Genomic DNA, 22,500 nt, shown 5'->3' with positions numbered 1-22,500 from the left:
TCCCGCGATATGGGTCGGATAGGTATTGATATTGACGGCAAGTGCTGTTGTCGTACCGCCAAATCCTCCCGGTCCAATACCAAGCCGGTTGATTTTTCCTAACAGTTCTTCTTCCATGTCTTTGACATAAGGAATATCGGAATGTTCCCCGACCGGTCGTGTCAGCGCCTTTTTGGCAAGGATTGCACATTTTTCAAATGTTCCACCGATCCCGACTCCCACAACCATAGGCGGACATGCATTCGGCCCCGCATCTTTTACGGCTGTCAATACAGCATCTTTTACTCCCTCGATACCATCCGCCGGTTTTAGCATGAAGACACGGCTCATGTTCTCACTTCCAAATCCTTTTGGTGCAATGGTAATCTTTACTTTATCCCCCGGAACGATGGAATAATGGATAACCGCCGGGGTATTGTCCTTCGTATTTTCACGGATCAGAGGATCTTTCACAACGGATTTCCGCAAATAGCCTTCCGTGTAACCCTGACGCACGCCCTCGTTGATGGCATCCTCAATCGCCTCTCCCTCAAAATGAACATCCTGCCCCACTTCCAAAAAGATAACTGCCATTCCGGTATCCTGACAGATCGGTATCATCTCTTCATCCGCAATCTTTAAGTTATCCTGAAGCTGATTTAATATTTTCCTGCCAAGTTCGGATTTTTCCGTTGTAACCGCATTTTTCATTGCAATATCCATATCTTTGGAAAGATAATGGTTTGCTTCAATGCACATCTCTTTGACATTTTCTGTAATTATTTTTGTATCGACTGTTCTGATCATGTTTTCTCCATTTCTGCGTCCACTGCTGCCCGCTGCGCATCTGTTTTATTTTTGTTCCGGCTTGTCTAAACGAAAGTGTTTTTTAAATTCCGTCAAAGTCTTATCATTTTCTCTTGACTTCATATCCGGGAATGCTTTCATCAAACGCTGAAAGCCAAAGTTTTTTTCTTCAAAAAGATGTTCGTATTTCTCAGAGAGTTCGGAAAGCTCCGCTTTTTGTTTTTCGCGGTTTTTCTTCCACTCTTCCGATTTTTCAGTCCAGGCATTTTTCTTTGCCTCGAAACTGCTCTTTGCTTCCATGATATTTTCTGAAATTGCAAGTTTTGCATTTGCAGCGGTATCTGTGATCTTCTCTTTTGCAGTTCCGGTCGTCTCGGCGATTTTTTCTCTGGCTGTTTCTGTTGTGCCGGTAATTTTATTTTTAGCAGTTCCGGTTGTTTCGGCAATCTTATCCTTCGCAGCTCCGGTTGTCTCCGCTAATTTATCTAACAGTTCGGCATGTGTTTCCTGGAACTCTTCTGATTTTTCCACGATGTCCGTCACGTTTTCATAAATGTTTTCTCCGATCTCATCGGAAAGTTTATGGATACGTTCTGCCATCTCATCCATAATTTTGAGCCGTTTATTGAATTTCAGGATCGTTGCTACGGTAATGCCACAGTCCACAAAAAATACGGTCATGATAATGCAAATTAAAATCATTCCGACAATATGCGGCATCAGTGTGATTCCTTTATAAATGATCGGGTGCAGCACATCCATGATGAAAGTACATGCCAGTCCCCAGTAAATCGAAAATTTCAGACAGACATAACCGTGAATATTAAACGGTTTGTCAGAATAATCCCACCACTGGTTATGAAATACTTTTTCCAGTAAATATCCAGTAATATATTCCAGAATGGAGGTCAGCAAAAAAGACCCGATAAACAATATCAGCAGATTGTCTTTCAATGGAGTGAGCACCGCAACGACAATCACAACACCACAACCATAGATCGGACAGTACGGCCCGTTTAAAAATCCACGGTTTACGAAAATTCCACGGTCTAATGCAGCGTAAGAAACCTCCGTACACCAGCCGATAAAGGCATAAATGATAAATATCCATACGAGTTCATAACAGTTCTGCGGCATATTTTCCTCCATGTAATTAAAAATCTTTTTGCAAAAATAAATTCTGTTCTACAAAAATATGTTTCCATGATTAAAAAAGCAATCAATTATAAATAATTATAACTGATTGCTTTTTATGATTCAACAGTTACCGTTTGCTCCCGGTCATCTGTTTCTGGAATTTCAGGTATCTTTAACCTTTTTAAATACAGCCTTCATATTTGTTCAAACAGTAAATTTTTTTAACGGATCGCCGATATCTCCCCGTGACGTTCATAGTTTGTGATCTCCGTGGTGTGGTTGTTTTCATCCACAAACACAACGACCGGTTTCTGCTGTTTTGCTTCCTCCGGCGTCACATCTGCATATGCCATGATGATCACTTTGTCGTTGGTCTGTACCATGCGGGCTGCCGCACCATTTAAACAGATGACTCCACTGCCGCGCTCTCCTGCGATCGTATAAGTCTCAAAACGTGCACCGTTATTCACATCCACGATCTGCACTTTCTCATACTCAAAAATGCCGGCATCCTCTAAAAGCTGGATGTCTACGGTAATGCTTCCCACATAGTCAAGCTCCGCCTGCGTTACGGTCGCGCGGTGGATTTTTCCTTTTAACATTGAAATAGTCATTTTTTCCTCTTTTCTAGTCCTCGATCATAAAGTTGTCAATCAGTCTGGTTTTTCCGATGTATACTGCCATTGCTGCAAGTATACCGTGCTCTATGGTATCGATCTGCTGCATTGTGGATAAGTCTACGATTTTGACATAATCAATCTTCGCAAGCGGCTCTTTCTCGATTTCTTCAGTCATTGCAGCGATGACTTTTTTACAGTCGCGTTCTCCCTCTTTCACCATTTTTTCACCAAGGAAAACAGAGCGGCTCAGCACGAGTGCTGCTTTTCTCTCCTCCGGGGAAAGATATGTATTTCTTGAGCTCTTTGCAAGTCCATCCTCCTCACGGATGATCGGGCAGCCGTGGATGGAAAGTGGCATATTTAAGTCTTTTACCATGCGTTTGATGATTGCTAACTGCTGTGCATCCTTCTGTCCGAAGTATGCATTGTCCGGAGTCACAATGTTAAACAGTTTGGATACGACCGTACAAACGCCGCGGAAGTGAACCGGCCTGCTTAATCCACAGAGTTCTTTTGTGAGCACATCCATATCCACAAAGGTGTAGAAGTTATCCCCATACATTTCTTCTGGTGTCGGATGGAAGATCAGATCCACGCCGTGTTCCTCACAGAGTTTTGCATCGTGCTCTAAATCTCTCGGATAGCTGTCTAAATCTTCGTTTGGCCCGAACTGGATCGGATTGACAAAAATACTGACCACTACTTTGCCGTTATTTTTACGTGCTGCATCGATAAGGCTCGCATGACCTTCATGCAAATATCCCATGGTCGGAACAAACCCGATCGTATTCCCTTCTTTTTTCCATTCTTTTACCTGTTCTCTCACTTCATTTATGGTTGATACGATTTTCATGTGTATGTTCCTCCTAATATAATTTTTCGATCACGGAATCGTCTATTTTAAAACAATGCTCTGCAGAAGGGAAGGTTCCCTCTTTGGTTTCTTTGATGTATGCCGCCATTCCCTCACGCATTGCATCCCCGACATTTGCAAATACTTTTACGAATTTTGGACGAAAATCCCCGTACATGGCAAGCAGATCCTGATAAACAAGCACCTGTCCGTCACAGTCTGCGCCTGCACCGATACCGATGGTCGGAACTTTCAGCATTTCCGTGATTTTCTTTGCCAGTTTTGCCGGTACACATTCTAATACGACCATGCATGCGCCTGCCTCCTCGACTGCTTTTGCATCCTCGATCAGCTTCTGTGCCGCCTCAATGTCTTTTCCCTGCACTTTAAATCCGCCAAACGCATTGACCGACTGCGGCGTCAGTCCAAGATGTGCAACAACCGGGATTGATGCCTGTGCGATTGCCTTGATATGTGGGGCAAATTCCACGCCGCCCTCTAATTTGACTGCGTTTGCCCTGCCCTCTTTCATCAGATGCCCAGCGTTTACCACTGCATCATAGACGGAAGTCTGATAGGACATAAACGGCATATCTGCAACAACAAATGCATTTTTTGCACCTCTGGTCACTGCTGCCGTGTGATGGATCATATCTTCCATGGTCACGGATAACGTATCCTCATAGCCAAGCATGACCATGCCAAGTGAATCCCCGACTAAGATCGTATTCACGCCGGATTCATCCATGATCTTCGCGGTCGTGTAATCGTAAGCCGTCACCATTGTAATTTTGTCGTGCTCGTCTTTTTGCTTCTGCAAAGTTACTACTGTGTTTTTCATTGTCATTCTCCAATCCTGCGCTGTTTTCTGCGCATGTCAAGTTTGTGCGTAAGCACAAATCTTGCGTGTGAAAAAACTTATTTTTCACACTGTTCTCCAATCTCTGTCGGCATGAGAATTTCTCTCATTGCCGCATAATCTCTGTCCGGATTTTTCTGCTCTGCGATTTCTAAAAGCTGCTTTGCATTTTCCAGATAGGCATTTTTCATGTCAGCATCTAATGCATCCATATGTTTCTGTACGGTATTTTTGTCCCCGCGCTCCACAGGTCCGGTCAGGGAATTAATACATCCCTGTGCGTGGATATTTTCCAGATTGCCTTTTGCAAGCCGGTACAATTCCTCGTTTGCCTGCTGCATTGAAAAACCACACTCTAAGAATAGTTTTTGCGCCATAAAAAATACCGCTGTCATGTGGTTCGATGCCAGAGATGCCGCTGCATGATATTTGATTTTGTTTTCCGCAGAAATAAAACACGTCCGGTTTCCCATCTGCGCAAACATGTTCTGGATATTGGAGATATTTCGCTCATCCCCCTCAATGGTGAACAGTACGTCACCAAGTGCCTGCCAGGATGTTTCCCTGTCACTGACGGCACAGAGTGGATGAATAGAATAGGCCATACTACCAGTACGATCTATATCAGAAAAGATGTTTGAACTGTGAATCCCGCTGCAGTGTGCAATGATTTTACCGTGGGCATACGGTTTTGCCACCTCCCATACTTCCCCGATTTTATCATCGGGCACGGTAAAAAAGATCATGTCGCTGCTGCTAATGATTTCTTCGATACTTTGATATTGCTTTGTGTTTGTAAAATTTGCCGCCCATGCGGCAGACTTTGGGCTCAGACTATAATAACCTCCTACTTTCCTGCCCTTACTGATAAAATATTTTCCAAGTGACACGCCGACCTTCCCGGCGCCAATAAAACTGATCTGCATGCAATCCTCCTCTGACGGACAGGGGATTTTCCCCCTTTGTCTGGCGGAGCAAAATGTGAACCGGATTTCACTCCCCGTTTTGTGAAGCAGCATGCGACTGTCTCATTCCGTCGACTGACGGATACAAGCGGTTTTCCTGGTTTTATTCTCTTTTTCTGATAAAAAATATGTTCTGGTATGATTTCCTGTATACGGAATATCATCCAGAACATACTATAACACTTCACTGCGCACGGTTCAATTGTGAATTTTTTATTAGGCAAACACAAATTTGGATATCTTACATTTTCCCTCCACCTGGATCTGAATGGTTTCCGGTTTTCCGGTTTCAATAAAATTTTCCGGCAGATCCATCTCTAACATCCGGTAACAGTCCACCGGCTCTGCAGTGACCGTTGCGACATTTTTCCCTGTCACAGTCACCTTGACCGGTTCTAATACTTTTAACGTGATGTTCAGCCTGAGCGGCTTTTTGCTGAATACAAAATCATGATAAATTAACTTTCCACTCACCGGCTGTTCTTTCATCTCATCCGGGTCATCTCCGGCACAGCCAGGGATCACACAGGATGAACCGTTGATTCCCCGATGTAAAAACATGTGGTCATATGCATCATAACAGTCGGCAGCAGTTGCCTGGAACGGATTTCTTTTTCCGGCATGCGTTCCATCAATTTCAATACTCTGTTCTAAGCGGATATCCTGTGATGACGCGCCTGCCATAAATTGATATGTTCCGTCTTCTAAGATCATGCGCTCTGAGATCACATCATAGTATTCTAACTCCCACAACTGTACCATAAATGTGACCTTTCTGGTTTCTTTGGGCTGAATATCATGAATGCGCTCAAACCCAACAAGCTGCCGGATCGGACGCTGCACACGGGAACCCTTTTTATGCACATAAAGCTGTACTATTTCATCAGCACTTCTTTCCCCAGTATTTTTGATAAAACAGCTCACTTTGATACAGCCGCGTTCTTTTTTGATCTGCATTTTTTCGTAGGAAAATGCTGCATAAGTCAGACCATATCCAAACGGATAGAGCACTTCTCTGTCAAAATACTGGTAAGTGCGTTTTCCCTGAATGATATCATAGTCGTTCATATCCGGCAGATCTTCATCCGAACGGTACCATGTCATATTTAATCGTCCCGCAGCTGCTGCTTTTCCGGTCAGCACATCTGCGATTCCGTGTCCAAGTTCCTGACTGCCCGATGCAGACAGCAGGATCGCCGGAACATTTTTCTCCAATTCACCGATGGCATACGGATAGTTGCTGATCAAAGCCACAATGGTGTTCGGATTCACTGCTGCCACCCGTTTTACCAGTTCTTCCTGCTCCGTCGGAAGTACAATCGTGGTGCGGTCAACTTCCTCTTTGCTGTTGATGACCGGATTGCAGCCAATGACTGCTATCACATGATCAGCTTCTTTTGCTGTTTTCTCCGCAGCAGTTTTCCCGTCTTTTACGATCTCTATCTCAAATCTTGCCGGCGGATTATCCACGCAGATGGAAAAATGACCATCTTTATCCACAATTACCTGCTTCTTATTCCAGCTTTCCAGTGTAAAACTGCTTTTTTCCCACTTCAAATTCCACAACTCACGGACAAACCAGCCAAACGCCTCTTTTTTGTCTGCCTTGATGATATCTGTATCCTCCTCTAAAGTGACAAATCTGCCGTTGCTTTTTGCCACCAGGGTCATGCTGCCACAGCCCCAGTCATTCAAAATAAATGTTTCTGCCTGCTCTTTTATTACCAGTTTTAACCGGGTATTCTCATCCAGTCCCACATAGCATTTATCACTGGTTTGATCCGCCAGGCGGATACGGATTTCAGACAAACCGGTTTCATGACTGATCTTTGCATTTGGAAATGCTTCTCTGATTCCATCTAAGACAGTAACCTCATAAGGAGGGATGCCACAATACCAGTCCTTGTACCACACATCAGAGAGTGGACCTACTACTGCTACATTTTTTACTGTATTTTCATCAAACGGAAGAATTTCATTTTCATTTTTCAAAAGGACAACCGCCTCATCCGCCATTTTACGCGCAAGTTGTTTGTGTTCCTCATTGTTGATATATTCTTCGCCCATGTTCTGATACGGGCAGTCGCCCTCTTTATCAAACATGCCAAGCCTTATCCTTGTCCGGAACGAATTGCGCACCGATTCATCAATATCTTTTTCCGTGATCCAGCCGTTATCTAATGCCTCCCTTGCCGCAGCATAAACAATCTCTCCATCATCCGTGAAACAGTCAACACCAGCCTTTAATCCATTTGCCAGTGTTTCCCCGTGCGTCTGATAAAAATGATGGTCGTTCACCGTCTGTGAAAAATCGCCTCCGTCACAAACAACATGCCCGGGCAGTCCATATGTGCCTTTTAGGACATGGCGCACCTCGTCATTGACGATCGCCGGAATCCCGTTGATCTCATTGTAGGAGGTCATGACTGCCTCCGCGCCGCCCTCCATGATCGCCTTTTTGAACGGTTTTAAATAATATTCGTTTTTATTTCTCCTGTCTACGGAAGATGAAATCTTAATGCGGTCTTTCTCCACATTGTTTGCGTAAAAATGTTTCAGCGTTGCCCCGCAACGGATATAAAAAGGATCCTCGCCCCTCATACCGCGGATATATGCGCCCGCCATCTCTCCGGTCAGATACGGATCTTCGCCGTATGACTCTTCCGTCCTTCCCCATCTCGGATCGCGCTCCATATCAATCGTTGGCGCCCAGCGGCAGAGCCCGCCTCCACCATTTCTTGTATACAAAGCCCTGGCTTCCTCGCCGACAGCGCGACCACATTCTCTGATCAGCTCCCTGTCAAAACTCGCACTCATACCGATCGGCTGAGTGAAAGCTGTGGTCGGCTCCGGCTCCCCTTTATTAAATGCCTGGTCATGTCTCGCCTCAATCCCGTGTGCAGCCTCACCGCCCATATAAGTTGCCCGGATTCCAAGCCTCGGAATGTCAGGGCATCCGGTTGTCAGACAGTGTATTTTTTCTTCAAGCGTCATTGCCCCTGTCAGATAGTCAAGACGTTCTTCTATCGAAAGACTGTTATCCCACAGCGGTGTGTTCTGTTCAAATTTTATATTTTTCTCCATTTTCTGCCTTGCTGCTGTAAGAACCTGTGTTCCATACAGCAGTCCCCCTCCTGCAAGTTTCTCATTTTCTTCAATGTATCATTTCTTTTTTTAGAAAAATACCTGCAAATGGAGCGGTGTTTTGCAATAAAAAACAGATCTCTTACCGGTTTTGTAAACTTACTTTTTCATTCAGCTTTGTGACCTCTCTCTTTGCCCTGCTGTATAATGTGATCCAGATTCCAACATAGATTCCGATAAATATCGCAAAATACACAACGACCCCTGCAATGCTATGTTTCATCCAATACATCAGATATGCAACCGGAAATGTTGCAATCGAACCTGCCAGCAGATGAGTCACTGTCTGCCGCAGCAGGCTCCAGTCATCCATCTCCCATATCACGGACGCGCCCGCCCAGACCGCACCATACAGTAAAGATGCGATCATCTGCGCCACGACCGCATTAATTTCATTTCCACACTGCTCCACCAATGCCGGGACAACCGGATAATAATTTCCGTCACCGTATATGAGTGAAGAAAAAATTGTGATTGCAGTACTGATTGCCAGACCGATCGGCGCACCTATAAGCGCTCTGCATAAAATTCTTTTTTTCATGATAACCTCCATTCCTGTGTATGAAAAATATATTTTTCACACACACCACCATTTCTATAATCCCAATACCTGTTTGATTTTTCTGACGTAACGCCTTGAAACATACGTTGCTGTTTTGTCTGACATCGAAACACAGATCGTCCCGGAAAAACTTAAGTCAAATTTTTTTACTTCTTTCAGGTTAATGATCTCCGAATTGGAGATGCGGATAAACATTTTTTTGTTAAGTCTCTCCTCTAACTCATACAGTCTTGCCTTTAACCGGTAGCTGCCGTCTTTTGTCTTTGCATATACCCTGTCATTTTCTGCATAGATCCGTATTATTTCCGTCTGTTCTAACAAAATGATTTCGCCATTCTCGTGAATCGCCGCAAAGACTTCCGGTTTTTCCTCCGACAGCAACTTTACGATCTGCGATACTTCTTCGGTCATCTTGTCTGTATGGATGATGATCTTGGGTTCTTTGCAGGATTCGTCGAGTTTTATTTCTATTTGCATTTTCTCACTTCCTCCTTTCTGATGTCATTATAGGCAATGTCTGGAACGGTTTCTACTGATTTGCGGCAGGTGGTCGGTTTTAGGCGGTGGATGGTAAAAAAACAGGGTGCTGCCACCCTGTTTTTTTGTTCTGACTTATTTTGATAACTCATCAACGTTTTTCACGCTTACCATTCTTTTGTCACGGATCTGGTAAATTTTATTACAGTACCTCAAATTCTCTTTTCGATGTGTGATCAGAAAGATAATCTTATCCGGGCAGTGGCTGATCCCATCTAAAATATCCTTTTCGGTCGTTTCATCCAGTGAACTTGTCGGTTCGTCTAAAATCAGAACCTCTGCCTCCTCGGTATACATTCTAGCCAGTGCGATTCTTTGTTTATCACCGCCGGACAGATTGTTGCCATTTTCCAGAATAAAAGGTGTAAAGATATCACGTTCTTTTGTAAATTTATCTAAAAAACGAATGTTCTGGTATACCTCCGGTTCCATTTTCCTGCGCCCAAAGTTTAAGTTATCATAAAATGAACCTGTTATGATTGGCACATTCTGCGAATAAAATGACATTTGTTTCCGAAGGGAATGGTTTTCAATATTCTCCAGCGGGATTCCATTGATCTTAATTCCGGTATTCTGATCCCAGAATTTTAAAATACTTTTCATCAGTGTCGTTTTTCCACAACCGGACTCCCCCACGATTCCAATGATATCTCCCTTTTTTGCCTGGATATGAATATCTTTTGCCAGTAAGATCCCGTCCATCGTCTGAAGTTTTTCCATATCGACCGCGACATCATCAATATGATCTATCTTTATATCTCCACTCTGTTCCTGCTCATCCTCCACAAGCTGTAAAAATTCCCGGCTTGCCTTTACCTCTCTTAAATTCAGGTTTACCTTCACAATATTTGAGATGGCAGGTAAAAGATACGACATGAGAATCGAAATTGTAAAAATGCTGTTTAATTTTGTATTCCCCTGCAGATACATATAAAATACCACGATCAAAATAATGTTTTGGGCGAACATGTTAAAAAAATCGATGACTTCACTCATCCCACGCGCATAAACATTTACCCTTTTATTTTCCTGTTCGATAATTTCTAAATGTTTTTCAAGTATGTCATTCAGATTTGTATTGTCTTCATTCTGCTTGATAAAATCTACCTGATTGGCGATCTGATAAATGTCTTTTCGCTCCTTTGGAATAATCCGCTGCATCTCGGCTGATTTTTTCAGTAAATTTTTATTCAGGATATAAAATCCAGCCACATTGAGTATCAAGATAAACAGCATCACCAGAAAAATAAAAATATTGATGGTCAGGGAGTATAACAGAATCAACAAAATAACCAGTGATTTTGCAGTCAGTATCGGGACCGACATAATATACAGATTCGCCAATGTGAGCACCGTCGAGTCTGCCCGCTCCGTCAGGTACGTTGCACCGTACTTTATGATTGATGCGTATTTCATGGAATAGATTTTCTGGTAAATTTCCTTCGACAAATTTTTCTTGTACTCTTTTTGCATGTGCAGCTCGATCAATAGATAGACAAACTGGATACAAATCTCAAGCAGCATAAACCCTATGATAAATGCTATCACACGATCCGTCAGTGCAAGTTTTCCATTGATGATCTGATTTACCGCGAGCGGAACTGCAAAAATGATCAGATTGATCAAGATGTTAAACAGAATCAAAACTGCTTCCATCAGATAATATTTTCTGCTTCTTCCGGTTTTCATATTTCCTCCCTGTCTCTTAACAATTCTTCCATTCTGTCCTCAAATTTTTCCGCTATTTTCTGTATATATTCTTTTTTCAGGTTTTCCACATTTCCGTCCCATCTGTGTTCCCTCACTTCATCCGAATGTTTCGATGTATATTCAAAATGCACGGATGTGACCAGTGCCGGTTTGCCACCATCATCTATGAGCTTTGTCTCAATTTTTCCTACCGTACAGATTGTCTCATCGTTTGAAAGTTCTTTTGCATGCTGTATACAATCTTCGATAAATCCGCTTGTCACTTCATTCGCATTCTGCAAAATATAATCAACCCGTTCTGCATATTCCTGGCTTTGTTTCATAGACAAAATGACTTTTGTATCTACATTGATGATATTGTTTTTATTCTGATCGCCGTCTTTTGCTGCTTCGGTCTCTTTGCATTCTTCCTCAGATTCAACCAGATGCAGATTTAAATTTTTATAGGAATTTACCATCTGCTGAAATAAATCTTTTACTCCATCATCCTGAATCTGCTCACTCTCAGACTGCAGTTTATCCCGGACCGGATTTGCAGCGGATGAATCGGAAACAATCGTATGTACCGGACGCGTAACTTCAGACTGCTGCCCTGTCACTTTATTTTCCGCCGGCTGTTCCTTTTCGGCAGATAAAATTACAGATTTTTTTACATTGACATAATTTCCTCTTGTGACTTTGCTTTGAATTGCTGTCAAGTTCATATGCTTGTACCACCTTTCTACATTACCCCATTTTAATTGTTTTGCTTCATTTCATCATACAACAAAGTTTTTTGTTTTTCCATTTTTTCTAAAGTCTCACATAACAGTTTTTACCTTATGGTTTTCCACAAATTTTTCAATCTGCTCCCTCATTTTCCACAATTCGTAATCTTGTTCACTTAAAATTGTTCCATAACCCACGCTCTTTGCAACTTCAGATTTTTACGCTTTTCATTGTTCCTTTAATATTCCAAATCTGCACCAGAACATCTCCCTCTCTTTTTCCCTGCCTTTGAACCACTCGTCTTTGATCTCATCCTTCTGATTCAGTCCGATATTTTTTACTGCTTCCACCGCAGCCTCACGCTGTGACATTTTCCGGTTTCCGGTAGTCATGCAGTTTGCACCATCTGGCGTATCATATGCCAAAAAAGTCTGGTTGAGATCCATCAGGTCAAACAGGCGTACCGGCTGGTTTGTGCGGTTGTCCACCAGAAATCCCCAGTTTCCCCAGTGGCGGTCCGTGTTGCCAATCAGGTAATCGAGCAGGTTCATCATGTAGTAGGAATATGCATCCAGCTTTAACACGAAATCCATAACGTGAATGTCATGATTTGCTGCATAGATCTCAAATGCCTCCATTGATACCATGCTGTAATCCACCGACGTAATGATTCTGCTTTTTGAAACTTTCTGTCCGTCAAACATACTTTCCTCATAGAGCACCTGTCTGCAGTCAAAACAGCGGCAGATCTTACTTGACAGGATTTCATTTTCCACAGCCCTGATGTTTCCATCTTTTAAAAGTGCAAACGAATTTTTCTCCCTGATCCACGCTTTGGGAAACACACCGTTGGTTGAGAGATCGTCAGCGATCAGGTAACTGTTCTCTACGGTCATCTGTTTTCCGCGCAGGGAAATATCTACAAGTGCATTATCCAGATGATTTTCAAAAAGATTGATCTGTGAAAATGTGATATTCTCCCCTTTTTCCCTGACCCAGAAAATATCAGTCAGTGACAGACAGTGATAGGACAGCGCTATTTTGGCACGGTCACGGTCGGTCTGCGCCTGCAGTGCCCCGATACTGTTTAAAATTTCCTTTGCATAGACACGGTCAAGTGTCAGAACACGGGTTGCACACCAGTAATAAAAATTTGTGAGGTTATCCATGCGGATATCGAGATCATCATTTTCTGCTGTATCCTCCAGATAAATTGAAAAGGGCAGAAACGCCCTGTCCAAAACTGTGCATACTCCGTTCGTCCCAATGTCTACTACTATCTTTTCGCCATGCATTAGTTCATACACTGTTTTTTCCATTCAGCTTCTGCCCTTTCTTCACTATACGGTTATCTATTCTTCCTCATCCTCGGAACCATCAGCCTCTGCGCGCTCTAACAGTTCTTTCATCAGCTCGTCGTCTGTCTCTGTATTTTCTACAGATGCCTTTTTTGCATTTTCCGCAGCGATGGCTGCACTTTCCTTTTCTTCCTCCTCACTGAGCAGTTCGGATGTGTCTGCATTGTCGATCAGACTCTTATCCTCACGCACTTTTGCGATACTTGCCACAGTGACATTCTCATCTAAGTTGATGAGTTTGACACCGGAAGTAATTCTTCCGAGCAACGTTGTATCACTGACTTTGATACGGATAATAATTCCTTCGGTGGTGATCAGCATCAGTTCATTGTCCTGGTTTACCGCTTTCACGCCGACAATATTTCCAGTCTTTTCGGTGATCTTGTAACATTTTACACCCTTACCGCCACGGTTCTGCGTGGTAAATTCGGAGATCAGTGTACATTTTCCAAGACCTTTTTCTGAAACGATCATGAGTGCATCCCCCTGGGACTGCATCTGCATACCGATAACTTCATCCCCATCCGTAAGATTCATACCGATGACTCCCATGGAAGTACGGCCTGTTTTTCTTACATCTGTCTCTTTAAACCGGATACACTGACCATATTTCGTCACTAAGAAAACATCCTGATTGTTATCTGTCTTTTTTACCTCGATCAGCTCATCATCTTCCCTTAAACTGATCGCAGCAAGTCCTGTCTTTCTGACATTTGCATAGTCGGTAATCGGTGTTTTCTTCACAATGCCTTTCTTTGTCGCCATGAACAGGAAATGTCCTTCCGTGTATTCACGGATCGGGATAACTGCCGTAATTTTCTCGCCCGGCTGGAGCTGGAGCAGGTTTACGATTGCAGTTCCCCTCGCGGTACGGCTTGCCTCCGGGATCTCGTAAGCCTTGATACGGTATACACGTCCGGTGTTTGTGAAGAACATCATGTAGTGATGGGATGTCGTCATCAAAAGTTCTTCGATGTAATCGTCATCGATCGTCTCCATTCCCTTGATTCCCTTACCGCCACGGTTCTGTGCGCGGAAATTGTCAAGGCTCATGCGCTTGATGTAACCTAATTTTGTCATGGTAATGACAGTGTTTGTTACTGGAATCAGATCCTCCATGGAAATGTCGTACTCGTCAAAGCCAATGGATGTTCTTCTGTCGTCGCCGTATTTATCAGCAATCAGCAGAATCTCCGTACGGATCACGCCGAGCAGTTTTTTCTTATCTGCCAAAATAGCACGCAATTCTGCAATGCGGTCCATCAGCTCTGCATACTCTGCCTCAAGTTTTTCGCGTTCCAGACCTGTCAGTGCACGCAGACGCATATCTACAATTGCCTGTGACTGTGCATCGCTTAAGGAGAAACGCTCCATCAAACGTGATTTTGCTTCCTGCGTATTCTGGCTGCTCCTTATGATGCTGATGACTTCATCGATATTGTCAAGTGCGATCAGCAAGCCCTCTAAAATGTGGGCGCGTTCTTCCGCTTTGTTTAATTCGTATTTGGTTCTTCTGGTAACGACCTCTTCCTGATGGATCAGGTAATACTTTAACATGTCGTAGAGGTTTAAAACTTTCGGCTCGTTATTTACCAGTGCTAACATGATCACGCCAAAAGTATCCTGAAGCTGTGTATGTTTGTAAAGTAAATTCAATACGACATTCGGATTGACGTCACGGCGGAGTTCGATACAGATACGCATACCCTGACGGTCGGACTCGTCACGCAGATCTGTGATTCCATCCACTTTTTTATCGCGGACTAACTCGGCGATCTTCTCGATCAGTCTCGCTTTATTAACCATGTACGGAAGTTCGGTTACCACGATACGGTTTTTGCCGTTTTGCATTGGTTCTATATCTGTAATTGCACGCACACGGACTTTTCCACGTCCGGTACGGTAAGCCTCATTAATCCCGGCTGTTCCAAGAATCATGCCTCCGGTAGGGAAGTCCGGTCCCTTGACGATAGAGAGTAATTCTTCGATATCGGTATCGCGGTCCTCCTCGACTTTGTTGTCAATGATCTTTACTACGGCATTGATGACTTCGCGCAGGTTGTGCGGCGGAATATTTGTTGCCATACCAACGGCAATACCGGTAGTTCCGTTTACTAAAAGGTTCGGATAACGGGATGGCAGAACGGTAGGTTCTTTCTCCGTCTCATCAAAGTTTGGAACGAAATCAACGGTGTCTTTTCCAATATCGGCAAGCATTTCCATGGAAATTTTACTGAGACGTGCCTCCGTATATCGCATGGCAGCCGCGCCGTCACCGTCCACGGAACCAAAGTTTCCATGACCGTCAACTAACGGATATCTGGTCGACCACTCCTGTGCCATATTTACAAGAGCTCCATAAATAGAACTGTCTCCGTGCGGATGGTATTTACCCATCGTATCACCGACGATACGCGCACATTTACGATGCGGCTTATCCGGACCATTGTTCAGCTCTATCATTGAGTAAAGCACACGGCGCTGTACCGGTTTTAAACCATCCCTTACATCAGGGAGCGCACGCTGCGCGATAACACTCATGGCATAATCGATATAGGATGTTTCCATCGTTTTTTTCAAATCGACGTCATGAATCTGATCAAAAATTTTATCATCCATCTGATTTCTTCTCCATTTCTAACTCGTCTCTGTCATCCGAACTTCTGCAAACGGATCACATCTTCTAAAAATCCGGCTGCACCTATCTGTTAAATATCCAGATTCTGTACATACTTTGCATTTTCCTCGATAAACTCACGTCTCGGTTCTACCTTGTCACCCATCAAAGTCGTAAATGTCACATCAATCTCCGAAGAATTTTCCTCATCGATCATGACACGTTTTAAAATACGTTTTTCCGGATCCATAGTCGTCTCCCAGAGCTGCTCGGCATCCATCTCTCCAAGTCCTTTGTAACGCTGGATTTTGTTATTGCCATCACGTCCGATCTCAATCAGGATATTGTTTAATTCAGCGTCATCGTACGCATACCAGATATTTTTATTTTTCTCAATCTTGTAAAGCGGCGGAGTTGCAAGATATACATGCCCCTGCTTGATGAGTTCCGGCATAAAACGGTATAAAAATGTCAGCATCAGTGTCGCAATATGAGCACCATCGACATCGGCATCCGTCATAATAATGATCTTGTCATAACGCAGCTTGGAAATATCAAAGTCTTCATGAATTCCGGTACCAAATGCAGTGATCATTGCTTTGATCTCGGCATTGCCGTAAATTTTATCCAGTCTCGCTTTTTCCACGTTCAGGATTTTACCACGCAAAGGAAGAATTGCCTGTGTTGCACGGCTTCTTGCTGTCTTTGCAGAACCACCCGCGGAATCTCCCTCGACGATAAAGATCTCACAGTTTTTCGGATCTTTGTCCGAACAGTCTGCAAGTTTTCCAGGTAAGGAAGTACCTTCCAAGGCTGTTTTTCTTCTGGTCAGGTCACGCGCTTTTCTCGCTGCCTCTCTCGCACGCTGCGCAAGCAGAGATTTTTCACAGATACTCTTTGCAACTGCAGGATTCTGCTCTAAGAAATATGTGAGCTGCTCACTTACCACGGAATCCACTGCTCCACGCGCCTCGCTGTTTCCGAGTTTCTGTTTTGTCTGTCCCTCAAACTGCGGCTCCTCAATCTTGATACTGATGATCGCAGTCAGTCCCTCTCGGATATCGTCACCGGTCAGTGCTGGTTCCGAATCTTTTAAAATCTTATTTGCTCTCGCGTAAGTATTAAATGTTTTCGTCAGCGCATTACGGAATCCGGCGAGGTGCGTACCACCTTCCGGCGTAATGATGTTATTTACAAAACTGTAGGTCGCATCGTTGTAGGAATCATTGTGCTGCATGGCAACTTCGACATACACACCATCCCTGGTTCCCTCACAGTAAATGACATCCGGGTACAATGCCTCTTTGCTGCGGTTTAAGTAAGTGACAAATTCCTTGATACCACCGGCATAATGGAACTCATGACAATGATGCGATTCTTCTCTGGTATCCGTAAGTACAATGCGAAGTCCTTTTGTTAAAAATGCTGTTTCACGAAGACGCTGTTTTAAAGTGTCGTAATCATAAACGGTCTCCTCGAAAATCTCAGGATCCGGATGGAACGTAACCTTCGTGCCGTGTTTTTCCGAATCACAGGTTCCGATTACTTTGACCGGTTCGTCCGGTTTTCCGATATGGTAACTTTGGAAATAAACCTGTCCCTCTTTGTATACTTCAACACAAAGTTTGGTGGAAAGCGCATTTACAACTGACGCACCTACTCCGTGCAGGCCACCGGATACTTTATATCCTCCACCGCCGAATTTTCCGCCTGCATGAAGAACCGTATATACAACCTCAAGTGCTGATTTTCCAGCTTTATGATTCATTCCAACCGGAATACCACGCCCGTCATCTTCAACTGTAATGGAATTGTCCGGGTTGATGGTAACCTCTATGTTTTTGCAATATCCGGCAAGTGCCTCATCCACGGCATTATCTACAATCTCATAGACCAAATGATGGAGTCCTCTCGCCGATGTACTGCCGATATACATACCTGGTCTTTTACGAACTGCTTCAAGTCCTTCCAGAATCTGGATCTGGTCAGCTCCGTATTCATTTGGATTTTCAATTTTTTCTGTTGCCATTCTGCTAACCTTGCCTTTCTATAACTTGACCTTTTTCAAATACCTGACCACTTATTACCTCAAAAACCTTATTGATTTCGAACCTGTTACGGATAAATTCATCCAAACCGGTACAGGTAATAATTGTCTGGGTATCACATATACTGTTTAACAAATAATTCTGACGATTGCTGTCCAACTCTGATAAAACATCATCCAGTAAAAGTACCGGAGTATCATGAATTGATTTTCTCACCAGCTCTATCTCGGATAACTTCAAAGAGAGTGCAGAGGTTCTCTGCTGCCCCTGTGAACCAAATTTACGGATATCAACACCTGCAATGGAAAAAAGCAGATCATCACGGTGTGGCCCTACGGATGTCTGGCACTGTTTCAGGTCTCGCAGTTTCACCCGTTCTAACTCCTGTTCCAACAGATCCGCAGAAACACTTGGCTCATACGAAAGAAAAAGTTCTTCTCTCCCGCCGGATATCCGATAGTGTATCTCATGAACAAGCTCATTCAGTTCTTTTACAAACTTTTCTCTCCGTCTGATAATTTTTTTCCCGGTATCAGCCAGCTGCATATCCCATACCGGGAGTGTATCCGATAATTCAGGCCGGTAAACCATATCTTTCAACAGTTTATTGCGCTGATTTAAGATTTTATTGTAATTTGACAGGTCAGATAAATAAATTTTATCTAGCTGACATAACTCTGCATCCAGAAAATGTCTGCGTTCGGACGGTCCGTTTTTGATAATATTCAAATCTTCCGGCGAAAAAAATACAATGTTTAAAATTCCAAAAAGCTCACTTGCTTTTTTCATCGGTATCTTATTTACGGCAATTCCCTTAGAACGGTTATGTTTTAAATGCATGTCGATCTGGTATTGTTTGCCGTTTTTTAAAACCATGGTACGAAGATGCGCTTCGTTTGTTCCAAAACGGATCATCTCTTTGTCTTTGCTTCCCTTGTGGGACTTTGTAGTTCCACTTAAGTAAGCAGCTTCCAGGATATTGGTCTTTCCCTGTGCATTATCGCCAAATAAAATATTGGTTCCCTCATCAAATGAAATATGGAGATTTTCATAGTTGCGGAAATTGTTCAATTCAATGGACTGAATGATCATTTTGAGACTTTCACCGTTTCCCCGTTATAGGAAATCACATCACCATCATGGATTTTTTTTCCACGCTGAAGTTCTGTTTCACCATTGACTTTTACCAGACCATCCTGGATGACAAATTTTGCATCAACACCGGATTCCACAAGTCCGGCTTTTTTCAAAGCCTGTCCAAGTTTTATAAATTCATCTGTTTCTCTAATCTGAATCTCTATCATGGAATTCCTTTCTATCGCCCTTTGGGCAATATCAATCATAGATTTCAAATTCTATAAAAATAATTAGTTTGCAGCTGCATTAAAGTTAACCGGAAGAATCAGATAAATAAATGTACCTTCATCATCCTTGATAAAACATGGTGCTTTCGGATTGACCATGTAAAGTGTTACTTCTTCTTCATCGATTACTCGCAGCGCATCAATGAAAAACTTTGGATTAAAGCCAATTAAAATATCTTTTCCTTCTTTGGCAATATCGATATCTTCATTCATGGAACCAATAAAGGAATTGATTTTTAATTCCATCGTTCCATCTGTGATGTTCATGATGATCGGTTTCTTATCACCTTCTTTGACAAGAAGTGTTGCACGGTCAATACAGTCTAACAGCTCACGTTTGTTTATTTTTACTTTTGTTTCGTAATCAGAAGATAACATCTGTTCAATCTTGAAGTATTCACCTTCGATCAGACGGGAAACGACTGTCGTATTTTCAAACTCAAAAACGATGTGATTGTCTGTCAGGAAAATAGATACTTCATCTTCTGCACTACCCGGAAGGATTTTGCTGACTTCCTGAAGTGTTTTTCCGGGAACGACAACTTTTTTGTGAGAATAATTATTTTTTAATTCAATGTTGCGAATCGAAATACGGTGTCCGTCGAGGGAGACAACCTTAAGATCGTTTTCTTCGATCTCGAACAACTCACCTGTCATTAATTTGTTGTTGTCATTGTCAGCGATGGAGAAAATAGTCTGGCGAATGACTTCTTTTAAGGTGAACTGGGACATAACGATTGGTTCGTTACGTTCAATGTACGGAATATAGGAAAAATCATCACCGGATTTACCGACAATGTTAAATTTTGCTTTTTCACATGTAATAGTTGTTTTAAAGGATGCATCAGTTTCGATCGTAACATCACTGTCTGGAAGTTTACGGACAATCTCGGAAAAGATTTTTGCATCCAGTGCGATTACACCACGTTCTGCAATCTCGCCTTCGATCTTTGTTTCGATCCCAAGTTCCATATCATTTGCAGTAAGTTTAATTTCGTTTGCAGAAGCATCGATCAGAATACATTCTAAGATCGCCATGGTAGTTCTGGTAGGAACTGCTTTTGAAACAATATTAACACCATGTAACAGATTAGATTTAGAACAAATTAATTTCATGTTGTAGATAACTCCTTCCTGATGAAACGTAGTGGCTCGCCAAAACGTGTTCATAAAAAAATAAATAGAAATCCGCCGTAGTCGTCTTAGAGGCTGTTCATAAGTTGATAACCGTAGAAAGCCTTAATTTTCAAGGGGTTAAAAAAAATTTGAGGTGGTATAACCCTGTGAAAACCATGCGGAAATTATCTTGAAATGATGTGAATTGAGGATGAGGCTCATAAATGTCTTAAACAGGTTTTAAACATGAAAATGAGACTTGTCCATACGGAATTCACGTTAATTTAACAAGATATCAACAATTTTTTGTGTATAACTTCGAAAAACCTTGATAACTTTAGTTAGGATTGATTTTTTTCTTGATAGTTTCTATTAAATTGCGTGTATTTTCGTTTGATTCGTATTCATCGGCAATTTTTTTGATACCATGAATAATGGTGGAATGGTCTCTTCCCCCAAGTAACTGTCCGATCGAGTCAAGCGGTATATCTGTCATATTCTTACAGAGGTACATTGCAATCTGTCTTGGTCTGGCAATTTCGTTACTTCTGTTTTTTGAGATCATCTGATCCAGCGAAATATTGAAATGTTCGGTGACAACTTCAATTACAAGCTGTGGCGTGATCTCTCTTGGCTTGTCCGGTGTAATAATATTCTGAAGTTCTTTCATGGCAATTTCCATTGTGATATCTGTTTTTTCAAGATTGGAATATGCCAGAAGTTTGTTTAAAGCTCCTTCAAGTTCACGAATGTTGGATTTAATGTTAGTTGCAATATAATTAAGAATCTCATCGCTGAGTTTCATGTCGTCAGCTTCAACTTTTCTTCGCAGGATAGCCATTCGTGTTTCGTAGTCTGGAGTTCCGATATCAGCAATAAGACCCCATTCGAAACGTGAACGAATCCGGTCTTCTAAGGTTTCCATGTCTTTTGGCGGTTTATCGGATGTTAAAATAATCTGCTTGCCGGCAGAGTGGAGTGCATTAAATGTATGGAAAAATTCTTCCTGTGTACTTTCCTTACCGATGATAAACTGAACGTCATCGACCATTAATACATCAATCGTACGATACTTTTCACGAAGTTTGTTCATAGCGGAAGCATTACCACTTCGAATTGACTCGATTACTTCGTTGGTAAATTCTTCGGATGTAACATAAAGTACTTTTGCGTTCGGGTTTCTCTCTAATATAAAATGACCGATGGAATGCATAAGGTGAGTTTTCCCAAGTCCCGGTCCTCCATAAATATAGAGAGGATTGTATGCTTCACCCGGAGATTCAGCAACGGCAAGTGACGCCGACTGTGCAAAACGGTTATTGCTGCCGACGACGAACGTGTCGAATGTATAGTTCGGATTCAGATTTGATCTGTCCGCCTTTTCGGAAAGTGCATTTTTTTTCGGTACGCCGCTATTGCCGGTGCGGATATTTTTTGTCTGTTCCGGCAGGATGAACTTGATTTCGTATTCTGTCCCCGTAAGTTCTGCAATCGTTACCTTTAAAGGAAGATAATATTTTTTTGAAATATAGCTTAGGGTCATCTGTTCCGATGGAACCAGTATATATAAAGTGCTGCCCTCGACGCCGTAAACTTCGAGCGGGCGAATCCAGGTATCAAAAGAAATATCACTGATATCATGCTCATGTTTGACGGTTGAGAGAATCTCGTCCCATTTTTCTAAAATTTTATCCATTTTAATCCTCATTTTTGCGCTGTATTTTGCGCATAACAAATATGAGCTTACGCCCAAATTTGTACGCTCCTGATAAAAAATCCTACATAGTTCTATCCTACACTATTTTTTTGCTTTTATCAATGAAAAGTTTGTACAGGGTATTTTAAGTTAGGGTGAATGCAAAAAAACCCAAATTTGGGCAAAATAGAGAGCCTGAATAATAAAAATTTGCATGAAGGGAAAAAATATGTGTGAATAAGTCGAAAAAAGTTATAGACCGCTAAATATAAGGGATTATCCTGTTTATAAACAGATTATCCGTGGATTATCCATAAAATATCCACAAGTTATCCACAAATTGGGGATAACTTTGCGAAACCGCTAAAAATCGGCATTCTTCAACCCACATTTTTTAACATTTTCGGGGGATAACTGTGG

At 42.4% G+C, this 22,500-nt stretch carries 18 protein-coding genes (1 of these 18 only partly in view); all 18 read right to left on the bottom strand.

Features of this window, described 5'->3' with window-relative positions:
* Positions 1 to 786, bottom strand: partial view of a fumarate hydratase gene (locus RIL182_RS00095; protein ID WP_006857727.1) — the 5' portion only. The gene continues 60 nt to the left of window position 1, outside the view; 786 of the gene's 846 nt are visible here — the first part of the coding sequence; the start codon lies at positions 784 to 786; its stop codon lies beyond the left edge, outside the window.
* Positions 787 to 831: 45 nt separating this feature from the next.
* Positions 832 to 1,923 carry a putative ABC transporter permease gene (locus RIL182_RS00090; RefSeq protein ID WP_242655585.1) on the bottom strand — a complete coding sequence of 364 codons (1,092 nt, stop codon included), beginning with the start codon at positions 1,921 to 1,923 and terminating at the stop codon, positions 832 to 834.
* 221 nt (positions 1,924 to 2,144) lie between these two features.
* Entirely contained in the window at positions 2,145 to 2,537 is a 393-nt protein-coding gene (gene panD / locus RIL182_RS00085) for an aspartate 1-decarboxylase (protein ID WP_022111768.1), read from the bottom strand.
* Between the two features lie 13 nt (positions 2,538 to 2,550).
* Positions 2,551 to 3,396 carry a pantoate--beta-alanine ligase gene (gene panC / locus RIL182_RS00080; protein ID WP_006857729.1) on the bottom strand — a complete coding sequence of 282 codons (846 nt, stop codon included), beginning with the start codon at positions 3,394 to 3,396 and terminating at the stop codon, positions 2,551 to 2,553.
* Between the two features lie 13 nt (positions 3,397 to 3,409).
* Positions 3,410 to 4,237, bottom strand: coding sequence for a 3-methyl-2-oxobutanoate hydroxymethyltransferase (gene panB, locus RIL182_RS00075; RefSeq protein WP_044999173.1), 828 nt, complete (start codon positions 4,235 to 4,237; stop codon positions 3,410 to 3,412).
* A 77-nt stretch (positions 4,238 to 4,314) separates the two neighbouring features.
* Entirely contained in the window at positions 4,315 to 5,181 is an 867-nt protein-coding gene (locus RIL182_RS00065; RefSeq protein WP_006857730.1) for a Rossmann-like and DUF2520 domain-containing protein, read from the bottom strand.
* A gap of 255 nt (positions 5,182 to 5,436) precedes the next feature.
* Entirely contained in the window at positions 5,437 to 8,304 is a 2,868-nt protein-coding gene (locus RIL182_RS00060; protein ID WP_006857731.1) for a beta-glucosidase, read from the bottom strand.
* 142 nt (positions 8,305 to 8,446) lie between these two features.
* On the bottom strand, positions 8,447 to 8,905 hold the full coding sequence (locus tag RIL182_RS00055) for a DUF3021 domain-containing protein (RefSeq protein WP_015561059.1): 459 nt from the start codon (positions 8,903 to 8,905) through the stop codon (positions 8,447 to 8,449).
* A 54-nt stretch (positions 8,906 to 8,959) separates the two neighbouring features.
* Complete coding sequence (locus RIL182_RS00050; protein WP_006857732.1) at positions 8,960 to 9,403, bottom strand: LytTR family DNA-binding domain-containing protein; 444 nt, start codon at positions 9,401 to 9,403, stop codon at positions 8,960 to 8,962.
* Between the two features lie 135 nt (positions 9,404 to 9,538).
* Positions 9,539 to 11,152 (bottom strand): ATP-binding cassette domain-containing protein, encoded by a 1,614-nt coding sequence (locus RIL182_RS00045; RefSeq protein WP_006857733.1) that lies wholly within the window; start codon positions 11,150 to 11,152, stop codon positions 9,539 to 9,541.
* Entirely contained in the window at positions 11,149 to 11,877 is a 729-nt protein-coding gene (locus RIL182_RS00040) for a hypothetical protein (protein WP_006857734.1), read from the bottom strand. Before RIL182_RS00040 ends, RIL182_RS00045 begins: the two co-directional genes overlap by 4 nt.
* A 231-nt stretch (positions 11,878 to 12,108) precedes the next feature.
* Complete coding sequence (locus RIL182_RS00035) at positions 12,109 to 13,200, bottom strand: hypothetical protein (protein ID WP_006857735.1); 1,092 nt, start codon at positions 13,198 to 13,200, stop codon at positions 12,109 to 12,111.
* A gap of 33 nt (positions 13,201 to 13,233) precedes the next feature.
* A complete protein-coding gene (gene gyrA / locus RIL182_RS00030) occupies positions 13,234 to 15,858 on the bottom strand; it encodes a DNA gyrase subunit A (protein WP_006857736.1) in 2,625 nt (874 codons plus the stop codon).
* A gap of 89 nt (positions 15,859 to 15,947) precedes the next feature.
* A complete protein-coding gene (gene gyrB / locus RIL182_RS00025; protein WP_006857737.1) occupies positions 15,948 to 17,885 on the bottom strand; it encodes a DNA topoisomerase (ATP-hydrolyzing) subunit B in 1,938 nt (645 codons plus the stop codon).
* A 4-nt stretch (positions 17,886 to 17,889) separates the two neighbouring features.
* Positions 17,890 to 18,996, bottom strand: coding sequence for a DNA replication/repair protein RecF (gene recF / locus RIL182_RS00020; RefSeq protein ID WP_006857738.1), 1,107 nt, complete (start codon positions 18,994 to 18,996; stop codon positions 17,890 to 17,892).
* Positions 18,993 to 19,208: an RNA-binding S4 domain-containing protein gene (locus RIL182_RS00015; RefSeq protein WP_044999175.1), complete on the bottom strand. Its 216-nt coding sequence runs from the start codon at positions 19,206 to 19,208 to the stop codon at positions 18,993 to 18,995. The genes recF and RIL182_RS00015 overlap by 4 nt, the downstream gene beginning before the upstream one ends.
* 63 nt (positions 19,209 to 19,271) lie before the next feature.
* On the bottom strand, positions 19,272 to 20,384 hold the full coding sequence (gene dnaN / locus RIL182_RS00010; protein WP_022113196.1) for a DNA polymerase III subunit beta: 1,113 nt from the start codon (positions 20,382 to 20,384) through the stop codon (positions 19,272 to 19,274).
* 337 nt (positions 20,385 to 20,721) lie between these two features.
* Positions 20,722 to 22,080 (bottom strand): chromosomal replication initiator protein DnaA, encoded by a 1,359-nt coding sequence (gene dnaA / locus RIL182_RS00005; RefSeq protein ID WP_015521386.1) that lies wholly within the window; start codon positions 22,078 to 22,080, stop codon positions 20,722 to 20,724.
* Between the last annotated feature and the right edge of the window lie 420 nt (positions 22,081 to 22,500).

It is taken from the genome of Roseburia intestinalis L1-82 (assembly GCF_900537995.1).
GTDB lineage: Bacteria > Bacillota > Clostridia > Lachnospirales > Lachnospiraceae > Roseburia > Roseburia intestinalis.
Note: the sequence above shows the minus strand (reverse complement) of the source record. Positions and strands in the feature narration are given on the sequence as shown.